We start from the raw sequence: 17,624 nt of genomic DNA, 5'->3' as shown, positions 1-17,624 counted from the left end.
GAAAGCTTTTGGCTTGTGGTCGTGATGTTGTGTTTGCAATTTTGATCTGACCTTTACAGATCAAGCTTTTTAATTCCTGTAGATTTACCCTGTCTGTCCATTGTGATATTGAGTAGCACCGCAAATTGCGGTGCTTTTTTTATGCGCTGACTACTTCGTTTCAACCATCTCTTTCACATCTGAACGGTTAATTTGCTGCTCATTGCCATTCGCATCTTTATAGCTGATCATACCGGTGTCAGTATCGACCTTTGGTTTGCCTTCTGCGACGATCGTGCGGCCATCATTGGTATGCATCACGTAGTTGCTTGAACAGGCAGCCAAAGTAAAGGCCATTGTACAAACGGCCAACATTGCGGCGAGTTTTTTCATCTTCTATCTCCTTGCAGATTGATTGCACCAAACCCCCCGCGTTACGCTGACCAAAGAGACGGTCAAGTGGGATCGACTGTAAGTATGTCGTATCGCCATGCGGGTTAAGTTTATACCTTGCAATACTCAGCATAACCCGCTTTTCCAGCTTTGCCAGACAGATAGCCATCTTTCAGCCTTAATCTGAAAATTAACAACCTATGAGCCACGTATGAGCGCCTTCAATCCTTCTTCATTTCGTCAGCAGTTTCCAGCGCTAAATGATGCCGGTGTTTATCTCGACAGTGCCGCTACCACGCTGAAACCGCAGGCGTTGATAGACGCGACGCAGCAGTTCTACAGCCTGAGCGCCGGTACGGTCCACCGCAGCCAGTTTGCAGCCGCACGCCAGCTGACAGCCCAGTACGAACAGGCGCGTGGCACGGTGGCGCACTGGCTTAATGCCGCCAGCGATCGCCAGATTGTGTGGACGCGCGGCACCACGGAGGCGATTAACCTGGTTGCCCACGGCTGGTTAGCCCCGCGTTTACAAGCTGGCGATGAAATTATTGTCAGTGAAGCGGAGCATCACGCCAACCTGGTGCCCTGGCTGATGGTCGCACAGGCCAGCGATGCCCGGGTGGTGAAATGGCCGATTGGGCCCGATCGCCTGCCAGATATGTCACAATTGCCCGGATTGATTAACAGCCGGACTCGCCTGTTGGCGATCGGACAGATGTCCAATGTGACCGGCGGCTGTCCGGATTTAGCTCAGGTCATCGCGCTGGCCCACGCGGCAGACGTAAAAGTCATGGTGGATGGCGCGCAAGGTGTGGTGCATTGCCCGCCAGATGTGCAGGCGCTGGATATTGATTTCTATGCCTTTTCCGGGCACAAACTTTACGGGCCAATGGGCATCGGCGTGCTGTACGGGAAAACCGAACTGCTGGAAGAGATGATTCCCTTACAGGGCGGCGGTAAGATGCTGACGCAGGTAGATTTTACCGGTTTTACCCCGCAACCGGTGCCCTGGCGTTTTGAAGCCGGTACGCCAAATGTTGCGGGTGTGACCGGGTTAAGCGCTGCGCTCAGTTGGTTGCAGCAGCTAGATATGCGCAAAGCCGAGATGTGGAGTCAGCAGTTAGCCAGCCTTGCCGAGGAGCAGCTTGCTGAGCTGCCCGGCTTTCGAAGCTTCCGCTGCGGCAGTGCCAGCCTGCTGGCCTTTGATATTCAGGGCATTCATCACAGCGACATCGTGACGCTACTGGCAGAGCACGGTATCGCCCTGCGAGCAGGCCAGCACTGTGCTCAGCCGCTCATGGCGGCGTTAGGCGTTGAAGGCACGTTACGCGTTTCGTTTGCACCTTATAATAATCTTCAGGATGTGGATGCGCTGCTGCGCGCCATGCACAGCACCATCGCATTGCTATCGGAGTTTTGATGATGACCGCCCCCCTGTTAGCGCCCCACCCGTTTGGTGTGGAAATAACCCCGGCTGATTTGCAGGCAACCTTTTCCCGCTTTCATCAGTGGGAAGATCGCTACCGGCAGTTGATTTTGCTGGGTCGGCAGTTGCCCGCTTTACCCGACACGTTAAAAACGCCGGATATCGAGCTGAGCGGTTGTGAAAACCGCGTCTGGTTCGGCAGTCAGCTGTGCGAAAAGGGTGCTCTGCACTTTTATGGTGACAGCGAAGGTCGCATCGTGCGCGGTTTGCTGGCCGTGCTGCTGACCGCGGTGGAAGGCAAAACGCCCGCGCAATTGCTGGCGTCCGATCCGCTGGACCTGTTTGAAGAACTGGGCCTGCGCGCCCAGCTCAGCGCCTCACGCAGCAGTGGCCTGAAAGCGCTGGCTGACGCCGTGCAACAAAGCGCACAGCGGTTGCTGGGTTAAGCCTGGCGCGCCGCGCGCGCCAGAAACTTCTTCAGCGCATGGGATACCGCCACAAAGCCGAAGGTGGCCGTCACCATGGTTGCCGCGCCAAATCCCGATTCGCAGTCCATTCTTTTCGGCCCTTCTGCCGTGCTACGTGAGGCGCAAACCGTGCCATCCGCCTGCGGATACACCAGCGCCTCGGTAGAAAACACACAGTCGATGCCCAGCTTGCCTTTGCTGTTCTTTACCACGCCTGACTGCTTCAGACGCTCGCGCAGTTTGGCCGCAAGAGGGTCCTGAATCGTTTTGGCCAGATCGCTCACCTGGATTTGCGTCGGATCGATTTGACCTCCCGCGCCGCCGGTTGTGATCAGTGGGATCTTATTGCGCCGACACCAGGCAATTAACGCGGCCTTGGGGCGGACGCTATCGATGGCATCGATCACATAGTCAAAATCGGCCGCCAGCAGCGTGGCCGTGTTGTCCGGAGTAATAAAATCATCAATGCACACCACCTCACAATCAGGATTAATTGCGCGCAGGCGATCCGCCATCACTTCCGTTTTGGCTTTGCCCACGTTGCCGCTAAGCGCATGTATCTGACGATTGGTATTGGTGATACAGACATCGTCCATATCGATCAGGGTTATTTTGCCAATCCCGGTGCGCACCAGCGCCTCTGCGGCCCAGGAGCCAACGCCACCAATACCGATGACGCAGAAATGCGCATCGGCGAACAGCTGCAGCGCCTGCCGGCCATAAAGACGTGCCGTACCACCAAAACGCTGGTGCCAGGCATCGTTTAACACTTTCATAATTAAACCTGTTACAGAGTGCGGGCCAGCGCGCCCGCAGCATCAAGAATTAGTTAGCACCTAACAGCATGGTGCCGTTGTTACCGCTCTGAGCATTGCTGAACAGCGGCTGCCCAGCGCCAGGCGCAGACTTCAGCACCCACACGCGACCATAATGGTTATAGAAACCGGCAAGATGAGCAGCATCCGGCCCTACGCCCTGATAAATATCGAAGTGCTGGCCTTTAATTGCACCACCTACATCCAGCGCCACCATCATCCGCATCTCATATTTACCGTTGAATTTGCCCTTTTCATTCAGCTGCGGCACTTCTGCCAGCAACACCGTTCCGGCAGGAATCAGTGAACGATCTGATGCCACAGAGGCTTTCGCCACCAGCGGTACAGCGCTGGCGCCGCGTACCGGCACGTAGGATTCAGGTTTGAAGAAGACAAATGAAGGATTGGTTTCTAACAGCGCACGCACTTCCTCTGGGGAATGCTCATCCGCCCACTGGCGAATCGCCTGCATGGACATGTCTTCACGCTTAACTTCGCCACGGTCAATCAGCTCTTTACCGATGCTATGATAACCCCAGCCGTTTTTCCCGCCATAACCAAAAAAGCTCATCGGACGACCGTCGCCGAAATCGACGTAGCCACTGCCCTGCACATCCATAATGAAGTTATCAATAAGTGAATTGCTCCAGGCAATCACATAACGATCGTCTAACCCACCACTATATATAGAAGAACGACTTGGCAGCTTTTGTCCGCGTTTGCGTGGCGGCATCCGGTAAATAGGGTACTGGAACTCGCCCTGTCGCGTGTAGCGCGCCTCGACCACCGGTGTGTAATAGCCCGTGAACTGCACGTTGCCGTAATTATCGGTGCCTTCCATCTGAAACGCATTCAAACCAAACTGCCGCAGCTGACGCGTATCGCCACCGGCTATCAACCAGTTCTCGACCGCACTGTACGTACTGTTGTTGCGACCAAACAGGGCAGATGACGTGGACTGAATCTGCCGCACCTGTTCGCCAAAATCTCTGCCATTAACCGGACGGCCTTTGGCGTTAGGTTGATTGACCAGGGCAAGGGGCTGCTCCAGTTTACCGTCTTTATACTGTTGACCCCGATCGGTTGGCTTAGAACTACAGCCCGCCAGCAGCGCTAAAAATGCGCCAGTAAGTGCATACTTCGCCCAATGTCCTTTCATCTTCATCTCTTTTTATGACTGTTCGCCACGCGACGATAGCAAAGCCGTCATCATAATGAAATCCATCCTGTTTGGTCATAATGGATATCGGTTCAATAAATCATCAAACGGGGGAATCCTTCAGCAATTAACAGCAAATTTAGCCTTTTAGGGCAAAAAGGGGTTGCAACAATCATCGTGCGGAGTATAGTGCGCATCCACGGACGCGGGGTGGAGCAGCCTGGTAGCTCGTCGGGCTCATAACCCGAAGGTCGTCGGTTCAAATCCGGCCCCCGCAACCAATTCTTCTGTGATAGTGCTCAGACAGAAGAGACAATGTGAAAGTCGCTATGCGCAATCGGACGCGGGGTGGAGCAGCCTGGTAGCTCGTCGGGCTCATAACCCGAAGGTCGTCGGTTCAAATCCGGCCTCCGCAACCAATTCTTCTGTGATAGTGCTCAGACAGAAGAAACAATGTGAAAGTCGCTATGCGCAATCGGACGCGGGGTGGAGCAGCCTGGTAGCTCGTCGGGCTCATAACCCGAAGGTCGTCGGTTCAAATCCGGCCCCCGCAACCACTTTAAACACCTGAAAGGGTGTTTTTTTGTATCTGAATTCCGCTGAACGACACAAGCCCACCGCTTTCCCCCTTTTAATCTCTTATAAAACGCCCCTCAGACCGAAGGTTATTCGTGCCGCAGGTATTGCTCTGGTCGATACATTTCTGCTTTCATGATTCATTCGGACACCAAAAGGTCTGGTATGAATAATCTCAATATTGCTGCTCTGACAGCTCAGTACCCGCAGGTCGCGGAGTTAATCGCGCTCAACGAAACCACCTGGTTTAATCCCGCCACGACCAGCGTCGCGGAAGCCCTTCCTCATGTTGGCCTGACGGCACAGGATGTGAAAGAGGCGCACGATCGTCTGAACCGGTTCGCGCCTTTTCTGGCGCAGGCCTTTCCGGAAACCGCCGTCACGGGCGGCATTATTGAGTCAGAGATCGTCGCCATCCCGACGATGCAGAGGCGGCTGGAACAGGCATACGGACAAAAAATTGCAGGTAAGCTGTTATTAAAGAAAGACAGCCACCTGCCGATTTCTGGCTCGATTAAAGCCCGTGGTGGGATTTATGAAGTGCTGACTCATGCCGAGAAGCTGGCGCTGGGCACAGGTTTGCTGACCAGGGAAGATAGCTACAGCAAGCTACTTTCCCCTGCCTTCCGGCAGTTTTTTAGCCAGTACAGCATAGCCGTGGGGTCAACCGGCAATCTCGGGCTGTCGATTGGCATCATGAGCGCCCGCCTCGGCTTTAAAGTAACTGTGCATATGTCGGCGGACGCCCGGGAATGGAAGAAAGCCAAACTGCGCAGTCACGGCGTCAGAGTGGTGGAATATCAACAGGACTATGGCGTGGCAGTCGAGCAAGGACGTAAAGCAGCAGAATCTGACCCGGACTGTTTCTTTATTGACGATGAGAACTCCCGCACGCTGTTTCTGGGTTATGCGGTTGCCGGACAGCGCCTGAAGGCACAGTTTGAACAACAGGGACGCGTGGTTGACAGCAACCATCCCCTGTTTGTGTATTTACCCTGCGGCGTGGGCGGCGGCCCCGGCGGCGTCGCCTTTGGTCTGAAGCTGGCTTTTGGTGAACACGTTCACTGCCTGTTTGCCGAACCAACCCACTCTCCCTGCATGCTGCTGGGCATCATTACCGGTTTGCATGAGGGTATTTCAGTGCAGGACATCGGCATCGACAATATCACGGCGGCAGATGGACTGGCGGTGGGTCGGGCTTCCGGCTTTGTTGGCCGGGCCATGCAGCGCCTGCTGGACGGGCTTTATACGCTTGACGATCAAAGTATGTATGACATGCTGAGCTGGCTGGCGCAGGAAGAAGACCTGCGACTGGAGCCCTCGGCGCTTGCCGGTATGGCTGGCCCCCAGCGCGTCTGCGGTGCCGCGGCTTACCTGCAACTGCACGGTTTTACCGCGACGCAGCTGGACCAGGCGACACATCTGGTCTGGGCCACGGGCGGCGGGATGGTGCCGGAAGACGAAATGGCACGCTACCTGGCGAAGGGCCGCTGAGCACCCGGGCAGCCCTGCTGCGACCCGAAACGGACATCGGGATGCGCGATTACGCACCCTGCATCCGGGCCTGACGCGCCTTTCACCGCCTGACGGCAGGCCGGGAAACGCAGTAGCAGCCTGTTTCCCCCGGCCTGCGACTCAGCGGTGAGCCAGTGCGGCACCGCTTTTGAAATAGGCTTTGATCCCTTCCAGTATCGCCTCTGCCACCTGATGCTGATAGCGCGTGGTACGCAACTTACGCTCTTCTTCCACATTACTGATGAACGCCGTTTCCACCAGGATAGAGGGAATATCGGGTGCCTTAAGCACGGCAAAGCCGGCCTGATCCACGGTGCGTTTGTGCAGATGATTGATGCGCCCCAGACGATGCAGCACTTCTTTGCCAAACTTCAGGCTGTCATGGATGGTCTGGCGCTGCACCATATCAAACATGGTGTGATCCAGATAGCGGTCGCCACTCATGCTGACACCGCCAATCTGATCGGCTTCGTTCTGGCTGTGCGCCAGGAAACGCGCCGCAGCAGAGGTCGCGCCGCGGGTAGAAAGGGCAAATACAGAAGAACCGCGCGCGGCCCGGCTGGTGAATGCATCCGCATGGATAGAGACAAACAGGTCAGCACGTTGCTTGCGCGCTTTGGCGACGCGCACCCGAAGCGGAATAAACACATCTTCGTTGCGGGTCATGTAAGCCTTCATGTTGCGCTCTTTTTCGATCAAGGTTTTCAGCCGACGACCAATCTTCAGCACGATATCTTTTTCGCGGGTTTTGTATTTACCATGCGCGCCGGGATCTTCGCCGCCATGTCCAGGATCGATCATGATGATAATGGGTCGATCGCGTCCGGCTTTACCGGGTAAAGGCTTCTGCACCGTCTCATTTTTTTCCAGATCGCCCTGGTTGTAATCTTTAAGTAATGCCAGTAAAGGATCATCTTCAACCGTATCCTGGCTGGGATAAAGATCGACCACCAGTCGGTGCTTGATGGTGGAAACCGGGGCAAGGCTGAAGATTTTAGGGGAAACGTTGCGCTTCAGTTCCAGTACCACGCGCACGGTGTTGGCATCAAACTGCCCCACTCTGGCGCTTTTAATAAAAGGATCGTCAACGCGCACGTGCTTATTCACGCCCTTTAGCACCGCGTTGAGATGCAAGCCATCAATATCAAGCACCAGTCGGTCAGGATTGGTCAGGGCAAACTGCTTGTATTTAAGCGCGACGTTCGATTCCAGCGTCATACGCGAGTAGGTTGAAGAGGGCCAGATGCGCACCGCCAGAATATGACGGGTGGCTGCCATACTTACGCCACTGACGCTGAGCAGTAACAGCGCCCCTGTACCTTTTAATAATCGTCTACGTGAAACCAGGGGATTACCTTCCGACATGCCACTCCAGCTGTTATATAGTGTTTAAAAAAACGGCAACCAAATAAAATGGCGGCGAAAACTTTATCCAATCCTCCAGGTAATGTCACCCGGAAACCCCAAATAATGCAGGCTGTTAGCGGCATTAGCATCAAGAAAAACGTAAATTATCGTCAGGATTAACGCTTGCAAAATGGCAGTCAAAAGCATAAAAATACACAAAATACGAATAAACATTCACTGAGGGTTAGCCGTGAAGGAACGTAGTACTGAACTGGTTCAGGGTTTTCGCCATACCGTTCCCTATATCAATGCGCATCGGGATAAGACATTCGTCATCATGCTTGGCGGTGAGGCCATTGAGCATGAGAATTTCTCCAGCATCGTCAACGATATCGGCTTGCTACACAGCCTTGGCATCCGTTTGGTCGTGGTCTATGGCGCACGTCCACAGATTGATGCCAGCCTGGCGGCACATCAGCTGGAACCGGCTTACCACAAATATACCCGTGTCACCGATGCACCATCGCTGGAACTGGTCAAACAGGCGGCAGGTCGGTTACAGCTGGACATCACTGCCCGGCTCTCAATGAGCCTCAATAACACGCCGCTGCAGGGCGCGCATATTAACGTGGTGAGCGGTAACTTTATTATCGCCCAGCCGCTCGGCGTGGATGACGGGGTAGACTACTGCCACAGTGGACGCATCCGCCGTATTGATGAAGAGGCCATTCATCGCCAGTTGGATAACGATGCCATTGTGCTGCTTGGCCCGGTCGCGGTGTCGGTGACCGGTGAAAGTTTTAACCTGACGTCCGAAGAGGTTGCCACGCAGTTAGCGATTAAGCTCAAAGCCGAAAAAATGATTGGCTTCTGTTCAGAACAAGGCGTGATCGATCGTGAAGGCAACATCGTCTCCGAACTCTTTCCCAACGATGCTCAGGCGCGTATTGATGAAATGGAAAGCGATGGCGATTTTCTGTCGGGCACCGTGCGCTTTTTACGGGGCGCGGTAAAAGCCTGTCGCAGTGGCGTGCGCCGCAGCCATTTAATCAGCTACCAGGAAGACGGTGCGCTGCTGCAGGAGTTATTCTCGCGCGACGGCATCGGGACACAGATCGTAATGGAATCGGCCGAGCAGATCCGCCGGGCAACCATCAACGACATCGGCGGTATTCTGGAACTGATTCGCCCACTGGAGCAGCAAGGCATTCTGGTTCGCCGCTCACGCGAACAGTTGGAAATGGAGATCGATAAATTTACCATTATCCAGCGCGATAACCTGACCATAGCCTGTGCCGCGCTTTATCCGTTTATGGATGAAAAGATTGGTGAAATGGCCTGCGTCGCAGTGCATCCGGATTATCGCAGCTCGTCACGCGGTGAACTGCTGCTGCAGCGCGTCGCGCTTCAGGCGAAGCAAATGGGGCTGGAGAAACTGTTCGTGCTGACCACGCGCAGTATTCACTGGTTCCAGGAGCGCGGCTTTACGCCGGTGGATATTGAGTCGCTGCCAGAAAGTAAGAAAGAGATGTACAACTATCAGCGCCGTTCAAAGGTGCTGATGGCCGATTTAACCTGACCGTCAACCGGGCGGCCATCCTGCCGCCCTGCTTATTATGCCTGCCCGGCAGCCTCTAACCTTTCCACCAGTCCACTGCGTCGCTGAGTTTGCAGCTGTACGGCACGTTCAAATATTGAGCGATCGCTGTAAATGGTCAGCTGACTGCGCGCGCGCGTAATGGCGGTATAAACCAGCTCGCGAGTCAGCACCGGCAGAAACTGAGTCGGCATGACCAACGCGGTATGGTCAAATTCTGATCCCTGCGACTTATGTACTGTCATCACCCAGGCGGTTTCATGGGACGGTAAACGGCTGGGCTGAATCGCTTTGACGCTGCCATCCGGCAACGGAAAAAACACCCTGAGCTGGCCTTCTTCGTCACGTAAAGTAATACCAATATCGCCGTTAAACAGCCCAAGCGCGCTGTCATTGCGGGTGATCATGACCGGACGGCCTGGATACCAGCGGCTGCCCAGCGCAGGACGGCGAAGACGTTGCAGCTGCATCAGACGCTGCTCTATGCGCTGATTCAGTCCGTGTACGCCAAACGGCCCTTCACGCAGGGCACATAACAGCTGGTAGCGGCTAAATGCCGCGATGGCCTGTTCCGGCGCGGCCTGCTGCTGCACAGCGTGCAGATATGCCTCATAGCCCCGCGCCACCTCGTCCAGCATCGCCTGATAAGCGTCGCCGTCATTGAGCGGCTGAAAAGAAACGTCGTGGTGCCCTGCGGCGAAAATAGTCTTCATCTGGCGCGCATCGCCCTGATTCACCGCCCGGGCCAGTTGGCCGATTCCTGACTTCTCATCGAAACGATAACTCTGCCGCAGCAGGCAAATGCTGTCGCGTACCGCGGGTGCAGCCTCGGCGTCGTTGCCCACAAGCGTACAACCGGTAAGGGTTGTCAGTTGCAAGGCCCGGGAAGCGCTAAACCCTGTTTCGCTACAGCGGCAAATGTCCCCCAGCACTGCGCCCGCCTCAACCGAGGCCAGCTGATCGCGATCACCCAGAAACACCACTCTGGCGTGATGAGGCAGGGCGGAAATCAGTTTTGCCATCATGGTCAGATCGACCATCGAGGCTTCATCCACCACCAGCACATCCAGATGCAGAGGATTTCCCGCATGATAACGCAGGCGCTGCGTGTCGGGTTGCGCGCCGAGCAGGCGATGCAGCGTCGTCGCTTCCGCAGGGAAACGGGCGCGCTCTTCCTCGTTCACCGCCAGCCCCTGCAGAGCTTTACCCAGCGACTCCGTTAAACGGGCCGCCGCTTTTCCGGTGGGTGCTGCCAGCTGTATGCGCAATGGCAGCGTATTCAGACGAATCAGCGCAGCCAGCAGTTTTGCTACCGTCGTGGTTTTACCGGTTCCGGGACCACCGGAAATCACGGCGGTTTTGCGCGTCAGTGCCACAGCAGCGGCAATCTTTTGCCAGTCATCAGGAAGGCTGCCAAACAGGTCGTTTAACACCTCACTGGCGCGGTGCGAATCGAAGCGTCCTTCGTCGGGCTGCAATGAGAAAAAGCGCGCAACCTGCCCTTCGCTCTGCCACAGACGATGCAGATACAAACGCTGATTGCTCAGCACCAGCGGGGTAACGGCACTGCCGTCGCTGACTGCCGACCAGCCCGCCAGCTGCGCATGCAGATCGTCCGGTGCGCCTGCAGCCTGCCACAGAGCCTGGGCCAGTGCAGGCTGACGACCTGCAAACAACCCTGCCTCGCTCAGATTAGCCAGCGGCAGACAGACATGGCCTTCTCCGGCATCCGCACTCACGCAGGCCGCCGCCAACAGCAGAAAAGGCCGGGTTTCATCCGCGATTAAGCGGGCAAACTGAATATCCAGAGGACGCAGTAAACGCTTTTCGACTGCCTGGAGCAGCAAGGCGTTTATATCACTCATAACATTTCCTCTGTGTTGCCAAACAACCTATCCATCTCATCAATAAACGCCGGGTCGGGTCGGGTCGCGAAAATGCCGTTATCGGCAGAGCTGCCGTCCATGCCGCGCAGAAACAGGTAAAATACCCCGCCGAAATGCTGTTGGTAGTCGTAGCCTGCCAGCCGATGCTGCAGATAACGGTGCAACGCCAGGGTATACAGCTGATATTGCAGATCGTACCGGTGATCGATCATGGCCTGCTCCATCGCTTCGGGCGTGTAAGCGGCATGGCTTTCACCCAGCCAGTTGGATTTGTAATCCAGCAGATAGTATTTCCCCTGCCAGCGGAACACCAGGTCGATAAAGCCTTTCAGCATGCCTTTGACCTGCCGGAAATCCAGCTTAGCTCCGCGCTGCGACAGGGGATCGTAGCGGCGCACCAGCGCATCCAGATCGGCTGCAGTCAGCAAATTGTTAATCGGCAGATAGAATTCCATTTCGATAAGTCGGTCACTGCTGTTGATACTGGCCAGCGTCAGGCCTTCCTTGTTAAGCGGCGTCGTCAGCACGCGCGCAATCCACTGCTGAATGACCGGAAGCCAGCTCAGCGGATAGCCATTTTGCTGCAGCTGATCTTCCAGCCAGATCGCGTCTGGCAGTTCGGTAAAATCAATTGATTCAAACAGCCCGTGCAGAAAAGTACCAGGTGCAGCGCCGCGAGGAAAATGGTGCGGCGTTAACAGAGCGTCTTCATCGTCTGCCGCTTCACCCGCGGCATCAATATCAAATTTAGGTAACGCATCCAGCAGCGGTGAGCTACCGTGCTGCTGTAATCCCGAATAACTGGTGACGCGCCAGCTGTCTGCCAGCGCACGCGTCATTTCCCGACTACTCAGCGCATCGTCACGACCTTCGCCTTCATGCCAGATCGCGCCGGGCTGGAGTTCGCTGCTTATGACCTCAATGCCCGCCCCCTCAAGCGCCTGCAGATGCTGGCTGAGCTGTGCGGCATCGGCAGTTTCACCGCGCTGGACCAGATAACCGAGCGCGCTTTTGTGCAGATCGCTCTCGCCTTCCTTTTTACGTGCCCCTTTGATCAGCGGCGCAATGCCCACGCTGCAGTGGTACACCGAGCGGGTAAGCGCCACGTAAAGCAGACGCAAGTCTTCTGCCAGCCGCTCCTCTTCTGCCAGCGACAGGCTTTGCTCATCGCCCTGCACGTCCAGCATCGCGGCAAAGCTTTCGCGATCGTGATACAGGGCGCTGGCGGCCTCGCGGAAGCCGGCGGCAAAGGGCAGCCAGACCAGAGGATACTGCAGCCCTTTCGATTTATGAATGGTGACGATTTGCACCAGGTGGCGATCGCTTTCCAGCCGCAGTTGCTGGCTAGAGGCCTGGTTGTCGGGACGGGCAATTTGCTGCGCCAGAAAACGCACCAGCGCATGCGTGCTGTCGAGTTGAACCGCGGCTTCCTGCAGTAATTCACCCAGGTGCATCAGATCGGTTAAGCGCCGTTCACCGTTGTCTGACGCCAGCATATTTTCGGCCAGCTGCCGCTTGATCATTACGTCACGCAGCATGGGTAAAACACCACGCTGATGCCAGATTTGCTGCCAGCTGACAAACTGCTCTACCAGCGCATCCCAGTCGCGTTCGTTCTGCGTCAGAGCGTCCAGTTCTGCGGCATCAATCGCGAAGATGGACGTCGCCAGCGCGCTGCGCAGTAATCGCTCCTGCTCAGGGGACTGAACCGCCTGTAAAAGCCACAACAGCTCACGCGCTTCGGGCGTAGTGTAAACGCTGTCGCGACTGGACAGATAAACCGAGGGAATCGCCAGGCTGTTCAGCGCATCGCGGATCAGGCTGGCCTCGGTCCGGCTGCGTACCAGCACGGTAATGTCCGATGCTTTAACCGGCTGTAGGGCATCACCTTTGCCAATCTGCGCCTGTCCCTGCTGTCCCGCCACCAGCCAGCGGCTGATGTCTGCAGCACACTGCTGTGCCATAAATTGTTGGTAATCACTTACTCCAACGCCTTCCCCCGGCTGAAGCCAGAAGCGTAAGGCGGGCTGCGGCTGTTGCTGGTAAATCAGTTTCAAGTCCTGGTTGGGCGCAGCCGGACTGACCGGGAGAAAAGGGATCGAAGAGAACAGAAACGGCGCATCGACCTGCGAAAACAACCGGTTAACGCTGTCCACCATTTCTGGGGACGAACGCCAGTTGGTATCTAATGTGTAGTGAGCACTAACTTCACTCCGGGCGCGCAGATAGGTAAAAATATCCGCGCCACGGAAAGCATAGATAGCCTGCTTGGGATCGCCGATAAGCAGCAGCGCTAAGTCTGGCTGATGAATATACAGCGTGCGGAAGATGCGATACTGCTGCGGGTCGGTATCCTGAAATTCATCGATCAACGCCACCGGAAAACGGCTACGAATGGTTTCAGCCAGAAGCGCCCCGCCCGGCTGCTGAAGTGCCTCATCCAGACGACTTAACAGGTCATCAAAGCCCAGTAATGCACGCTGACGCTTCTCACGCTGGACTGCTTCGCGGACCTCCGTCAGGGCCTGCCAGATAATGACATCGCGTAACGTTAGCGGTTCTGCCAGGAACCGATCCACCGCGTCAAACAGGGAATGCTGTGGCGCCTCGCCCTTTTTCGTTTTCTCATGCAGCACCTGCTGTCCAAAGCGCTCCAGCTCTTTGGGATACTGATAATCAAGCGTCTCACTCTGTGCCCACTGTGTCACTTTGGTAACCCAGTTAGGTAAGTGCTTACTGCTATAACTGCGTTTATCAACGCCAGATGCGGTAATAATGCCTTCCACATCGTCGCTGGCGGCCTGCCACTGCTGCTTAAGGGCGTTGATACGCTGAAGATTGGCCGCATGACGTGAGGCCAGGGTTTCATCTGCACGAGGGGGACGCCTGAGCGTCGGCGATTCTCCCTGTAGCCAGGGTCGTAGCGTGGTCAGCAAACTGTCTGGCCCGCTCCACTCCGCCGCAATCACTCTGGCCACATCCAGCGACAGCGGGTAACACTGACGACGCCAGAAATCGGCCGTCGCCTGCCGGAGCAGGGTTTGTTCGTTTTCAATCAGCTCCTGCTCGAACAACATCCCCGATTCAAACGCGTTCAGGTTAAGCATGCGCTGACAGAAGCCGTGGATGGTGAAAATAGCCGCTTCGTCCATTTGCCGCTCGGCCGCCAGCAGCTGTGACGCCGCCTGTGGCAGGTCAGGGATTTGTGCAATCAGCTGTTGATGCATCGGGTTTTGACTTTTACCGCGCACGCAGGCCAGCCGTAGCTGATGGATATTGTCACGAATACGGCCCCGAAGCTCCGCCGTGGCGGCTTCGGTAAAGGTCACCACCAGAATTTCTTCGACGGACAGTGGCCTGCGCCAGGCATGCTCACCGCCCAACCCTAACAGCAGGCGTAAATAAAGCAGGCCGATAGTGAATGTTTTGCCGGTCCCCGCTGACGCCTCAATTAACCGCTCGCCGTTCAGCGGCAGCGTTAACGGGTCAAGTGACTCGGGTCTTGACTGCATCATTGGATTTCACTCTTTACCGGCAGCGACTGCTGCAGTTTGGCGATTTCCTGCCAGGTTCTCCAGCCAGGTAGTGGAGCAAATTCAATTTTGCGCTCGCCGCTACCGGCAATCTGCGACGTCATTGCCATCCCTTTTTTCTGCATCACGGCCTGATGAAAGAAATCGGCCAGACCGGCTGGCGTAAGCAGCTGGACCTGCTCCATCAGCTTTTGCCGGGTATCAAAATCGTAGTTCTGGCGATCAAAATCACGGCTAAAACGATCGGCTTCTTCATTTAGCGTTTGCGGACGCTGTTTAAGATCGTTGAGCATCGCCTGCTGGTACTGGGTAAAGTCGGCCTGGCTCATCGTGCGAAGCCGCTGCTCTGCCTGTGGATAGAATGCCTGATAGCGCTGCATCAGATAAGCAGGCTGCTTGCTGTTACTTTGCAACAGAAAACCGATTCCCCACTGACGTCCTACTGGCATCCGGAAGGCAAACACGGCATAGCCCAGTTGCTCTTCTGTACGCAGCTGGTTGTAAAACCAGGGCTGCACGATCTGGCTGAGCATCGCGCTGTTCGCCATGCTTTGGTACTCGTCATAGCCCAGGGGAATATAGAGTGCCGCCAGCGCAGAGTCTGTGCTGCTGCCGTGCTGTTCCAGATTCGCCTTCAGCGGCTTTTCAACGCTGAGGTAGTTGCTGTGCCAGTAGTGAATACCTCCACACTGCATCTGTTGTTTCAGATCGCGCCCCAGTTGGGTCACGCTGTCGGCGCTGAGATTGCCCACCGCCATCATTTCCGGCGTGGCATTTTTAATTAACGCATCACGGTAGGCCACCACCTCATCCAGCGTAATGCCGCTCACCAGTTTGCGCCTTGTCTCGCGCTGAGTGTAAGGCAGTTGCGATAACAGCTGCATAGGCTGAATCGCCTGCTCAAAGGCTTTGCCTTTTTCGGCCGCATCCAGCCGTTCCAGGTACCAGGATTTGGCCTGCTCAAGCTGAGATTCACTGGGCCGGAAGGTGCTGTAACGATCAACTAACTGTTTGAGTAACGCGGGCAGGCGTTGCGTAAAGCCACTGGCGTTAAAGACCAGGCCATCGTTTTCACTGGTCGAGAAACTGATCCCGCCAATCGACGCCTGCGAACTCAGCTCATCCAGCGCGAGGCTGGCCAGATAGTCGTTCAGACCAAACAGCACCTGTTGGCGCGCATCGCTGATGGCCTGCTGATTTCGCAGCGCGACGGTAATGCTGGCTTTGGGTTCACTGCTATAGAACTGGCTTGGCATCCAGTAAATGCGCATACCGTAATCGTTATCCAGCTTCACCGGATGGCGGTAGACCTTGTCCCCGGTAGCAACCAGCGAGAAATCATCAGGAATGTAGGGATTCAGTACGGGCATCGCGAATTGCATGTCACGCCCGCGCTGCTGCCACTGGGTAAACGTCTGAGCGGTGATCTTATCAACCTGATAAGGCGCGTTGACAAAATAGGCCAGCTTGTTGTGCGGTTCCTGTGGGCTGATGTACCAGATGCGGGCATTCTGCGGCGTCATGCTGTTAAGACGGCCCTGAATCGCCTCAGCATCATACTGGTCGGCAAGGTAAGGCGCATCCAGCGTGTGCTCCACCGGCACACGCTGCATCGTATCGGCCAGCCATTCGATATAATCCATATTGCGCGTGATGGAGGGATAACGGAAATCCAGCGCCAGAACACGGGAAACTTCGTCGAAATAGCGGCGATCGATGCCTTTTTCTCGCAGCATAGAAATGTAGCTAAAGACGGCCGCAACCACATCATCGCGCTGGGCAAGGCCTTTATCGGTTAGCGACACGTTGACCGTAAAAACGCCGCTGTTGCGTTCGGTGACAGGGTCGGCCCCTGCGCTGACGCCATCGGCCAGCCCCTGTTTTTGCAGCCAGTCTGCCAGCGTATTTGGGCTACGGTTGCCCATTAAATAGCCGATGAGCGTGTCCGTTTTACTGCGGAAGCGGTCGCTGTTATTCGGGATACGGAACTCGATTTTCAACTGCTTACGGGGTTGTGCAGGCACGTAATGAATAATAATGCCCTGCTGTGCTTCCGTGACGACCGGCTCGCTAATCGCGGGGACGCTGGCATTGTGGTTCGCCACCCGACCAAAGGTGTTGGCCGCAATGGCGGCCATCTGCGCCAGGGATTGATTACTGTAGATAACCGCCTTCATCAGATTGGCTGAATAGTGACCATGGTAAAAGTCCAGCAGCGCCTGATGCAGGTTACTACCCGGCTTATCCCGTAGCGTTTCCAGATTGCCCCCGTAAAAATGTGCTGCCGGATGGGCCGGATTGATCGTCTCGGCACTGACCTGCCCCATGCGCAAACCGTCCCGCGCGCGCGCCATGGTCAGCTCGGCATTGACCGCGTGGCGTTCCCGGTCAGCATTGACCGGGTCCAGCAACGGCTCAGCAATCGCGTCCGCAAGGCGATCGACGGCAGGCTCCAGCGCATCATTTTCCACTTCAAGGTAATAAGCCGTGCGATAGGATGCCGTGCTGGCGTTGTGACTGCCCCCGTGCTTCTTGAGGAAGTCAGCCAGGCTGTCAGGCTGCGGATAACGCGTTGAGCCCATCAGCACCATGTGTTCAAGGTAGTGCGCCAGGCCAGGCTGTTGTGCAGGATCGTCCAGTGAACCAATCGGCAGCGTTAAGGCCGCCAGCGACTTAGGTGCATCCTTGTCTGATACCAGCAGCACGGTCATGCCATTATTCAGCGTGATCGCCTGATACTGGCGCGAATCCTGTTGGCTTTTACCAATGGTACTGTTAACGGGCTGCCAGCCGGGGCCGGTCTCGGCCTGAACCGTAAACGCCACCAGGCTGAACAGGATGGCCAGGATCAAGCGTGCATGTGTGCGCATGTAAACCTCTTACGTTACCCAAAAGCCGCCTTGCCAGCGCATCGACGGCTGAAAATACAAC

At 55.9% G+C, this 17,624-nt stretch carries 11 protein-coding genes and 3 tRNA genes; 7 read left to right on the top strand and 7 right to left on the bottom strand.

From position 1 onward, the window contains the following. Positions 1-150: 150 nt before the first annotated feature. Complete coding sequence (locus QNH99_RS04965) at positions 151-372, bottom strand: YgdI/YgdR family lipoprotein (RefSeq protein ID WP_063880774.1); 222 nt, start codon at positions 370-372, stop codon at positions 151-153. A 211-nt stretch (positions 373-583) separates the two neighbouring features. Between QNH99_RS04965 and csdA the strand changes: the two genes are divergently transcribed. Further along, positions 584-1,792, top strand: a complete 1,209-nt coding sequence (gene csdA, locus QNH99_RS04960; protein ID WP_283355074.1) for a cysteine desulfurase CsdA — start codon at positions 584-586, stop codon at positions 1,790-1,792. 2 nt (positions 1,793-1,794) lie between these two features. After that, a complete protein-coding gene (csdE, locus tag QNH99_RS04955) occupies positions 1,795-2,244 on the top strand; it encodes a cysteine desulfurase sulfur acceptor subunit CsdE (protein ID WP_283356281.1) in 450 nt (149 codons plus the stop codon). Here csdE and tcdA read toward each other — a convergent pair. Next, the gene (gene tcdA, locus QNH99_RS04950) at positions 2,241-3,041 is read right to left on the bottom strand and encodes a tRNA cyclic N6-threonylcarbamoyladenosine(37) synthase TcdA (protein WP_109717019.1); all 801 of its coding nucleotides are present in this window, start codon (positions 3,039-3,041) and stop codon (positions 2,241-2,243) included. The genes csdE and tcdA overlap by 4 nt on opposite strands. Positions 3,042-3,090: 49 nt before the next feature. Next, positions 3,091-4,239, bottom strand: a complete 1,149-nt coding sequence (mltA, locus tag QNH99_RS04945) for a murein transglycosylase A (protein WP_063880777.1) — start codon at positions 4,237-4,239, stop codon at positions 3,091-3,093. 204 nt (positions 4,240-4,443) lie between these two features. Between mltA and QNH99_RS04940 the strand changes: the two genes are divergently transcribed. The 4 genes from QNH99_RS04940 (at position 4,444) to dsdA (ending at position 6,309) form a co-directional block, all read left to right on the top strand. Further along, positions 4,444-4,520 (top strand) — tRNA-Met (locus tag QNH99_RS04940). A 61-nt stretch (positions 4,521-4,581) separates the two neighbouring features. Then, positions 4,582-4,658, top strand: a tRNA-Met gene (locus QNH99_RS04935). A 61-nt stretch (positions 4,659-4,719) separates the two neighbouring features. Continuing rightward, positions 4,720-4,796: transfer RNA gene (locus tag QNH99_RS04930), tRNA-Met, on the top strand. 184 nt (positions 4,797-4,980) lie between these two features. Further along, positions 4,981-6,309: a D-serine ammonia-lyase gene (gene dsdA, locus QNH99_RS04925; protein ID WP_283355075.1), complete on the top strand. Its 1,329-nt coding sequence runs from the start codon at positions 4,981-4,983 to the stop codon at positions 6,307-6,309. 141 nt (positions 6,310-6,450) lie between these two features. On the opposite strand, the gene amiC is transcribed toward dsdA, so the two are convergent. Then, complete coding sequence (gene amiC, locus QNH99_RS04920; protein ID WP_096011754.1) at positions 6,451-7,695, bottom strand: N-acetylmuramoyl-L-alanine amidase AmiC; 1,245 nt, start codon at positions 7,693-7,695, stop codon at positions 6,451-6,453. 232 nt (positions 7,696-7,927) lie between these two features. Here amiC and argA point away from each other — a divergent pair, with 232 nt between their 5' ends. Then, positions 7,928-9,256, top strand: coding sequence for an amino-acid N-acetyltransferase (gene argA / locus QNH99_RS04915; RefSeq protein WP_096011755.1), 1,329 nt, complete (start codon positions 7,928-7,930; stop codon positions 9,254-9,256). 35 nt (positions 9,257-9,291) lie between these two features. Here the strand turns inward: argA and recD are convergent, their stop codons facing one another. Genes recD through ptrA form a run of 3 tightly spaced genes read right to left on the bottom strand, consistent with a single transcriptional unit; the run spans position 9,292 to position 17,563 of the window. After that, positions 9,292-11,139 carry an exodeoxyribonuclease V subunit alpha gene (gene recD / locus QNH99_RS04910; protein ID WP_283355076.1) on the bottom strand — a complete coding sequence of 616 codons (1,848 nt, stop codon included), beginning with the start codon at positions 11,137-11,139 and terminating at the stop codon, positions 9,292-9,294. After that, positions 11,136-14,675 (bottom strand): exodeoxyribonuclease V subunit beta, encoded by a 3,540-nt coding sequence (recB, locus tag QNH99_RS04905; RefSeq protein ID WP_283355077.1) that lies wholly within the window; start codon positions 14,673-14,675, stop codon positions 11,136-11,138. Before recB ends, recD begins: the two co-directional genes overlap by 4 nt. Then, positions 14,672-17,563, bottom strand: a complete 2,892-nt coding sequence (gene ptrA, locus QNH99_RS04900) for a pitrilysin (protein WP_283355078.1) — start codon at positions 17,561-17,563, stop codon at positions 14,672-14,674. The genes recB and ptrA overlap by 4 nt, the downstream gene beginning before the upstream one ends. Positions 17,564-17,624: the final 61 nt, after the last annotated feature.

Source organism: Pantoea allii (assembly GCF_046529425.1).
In the GTDB taxonomy this organism is placed as follows: Bacteria; Pseudomonadota; Gammaproteobacteria; order Enterobacterales; family Enterobacteriaceae; genus Pantoea; species Pantoea allii.
The sequence above is the reverse complement of the archived record's forward strand: the minus strand, read 5'-3'. Positions and strand labels throughout refer to the sequence as shown.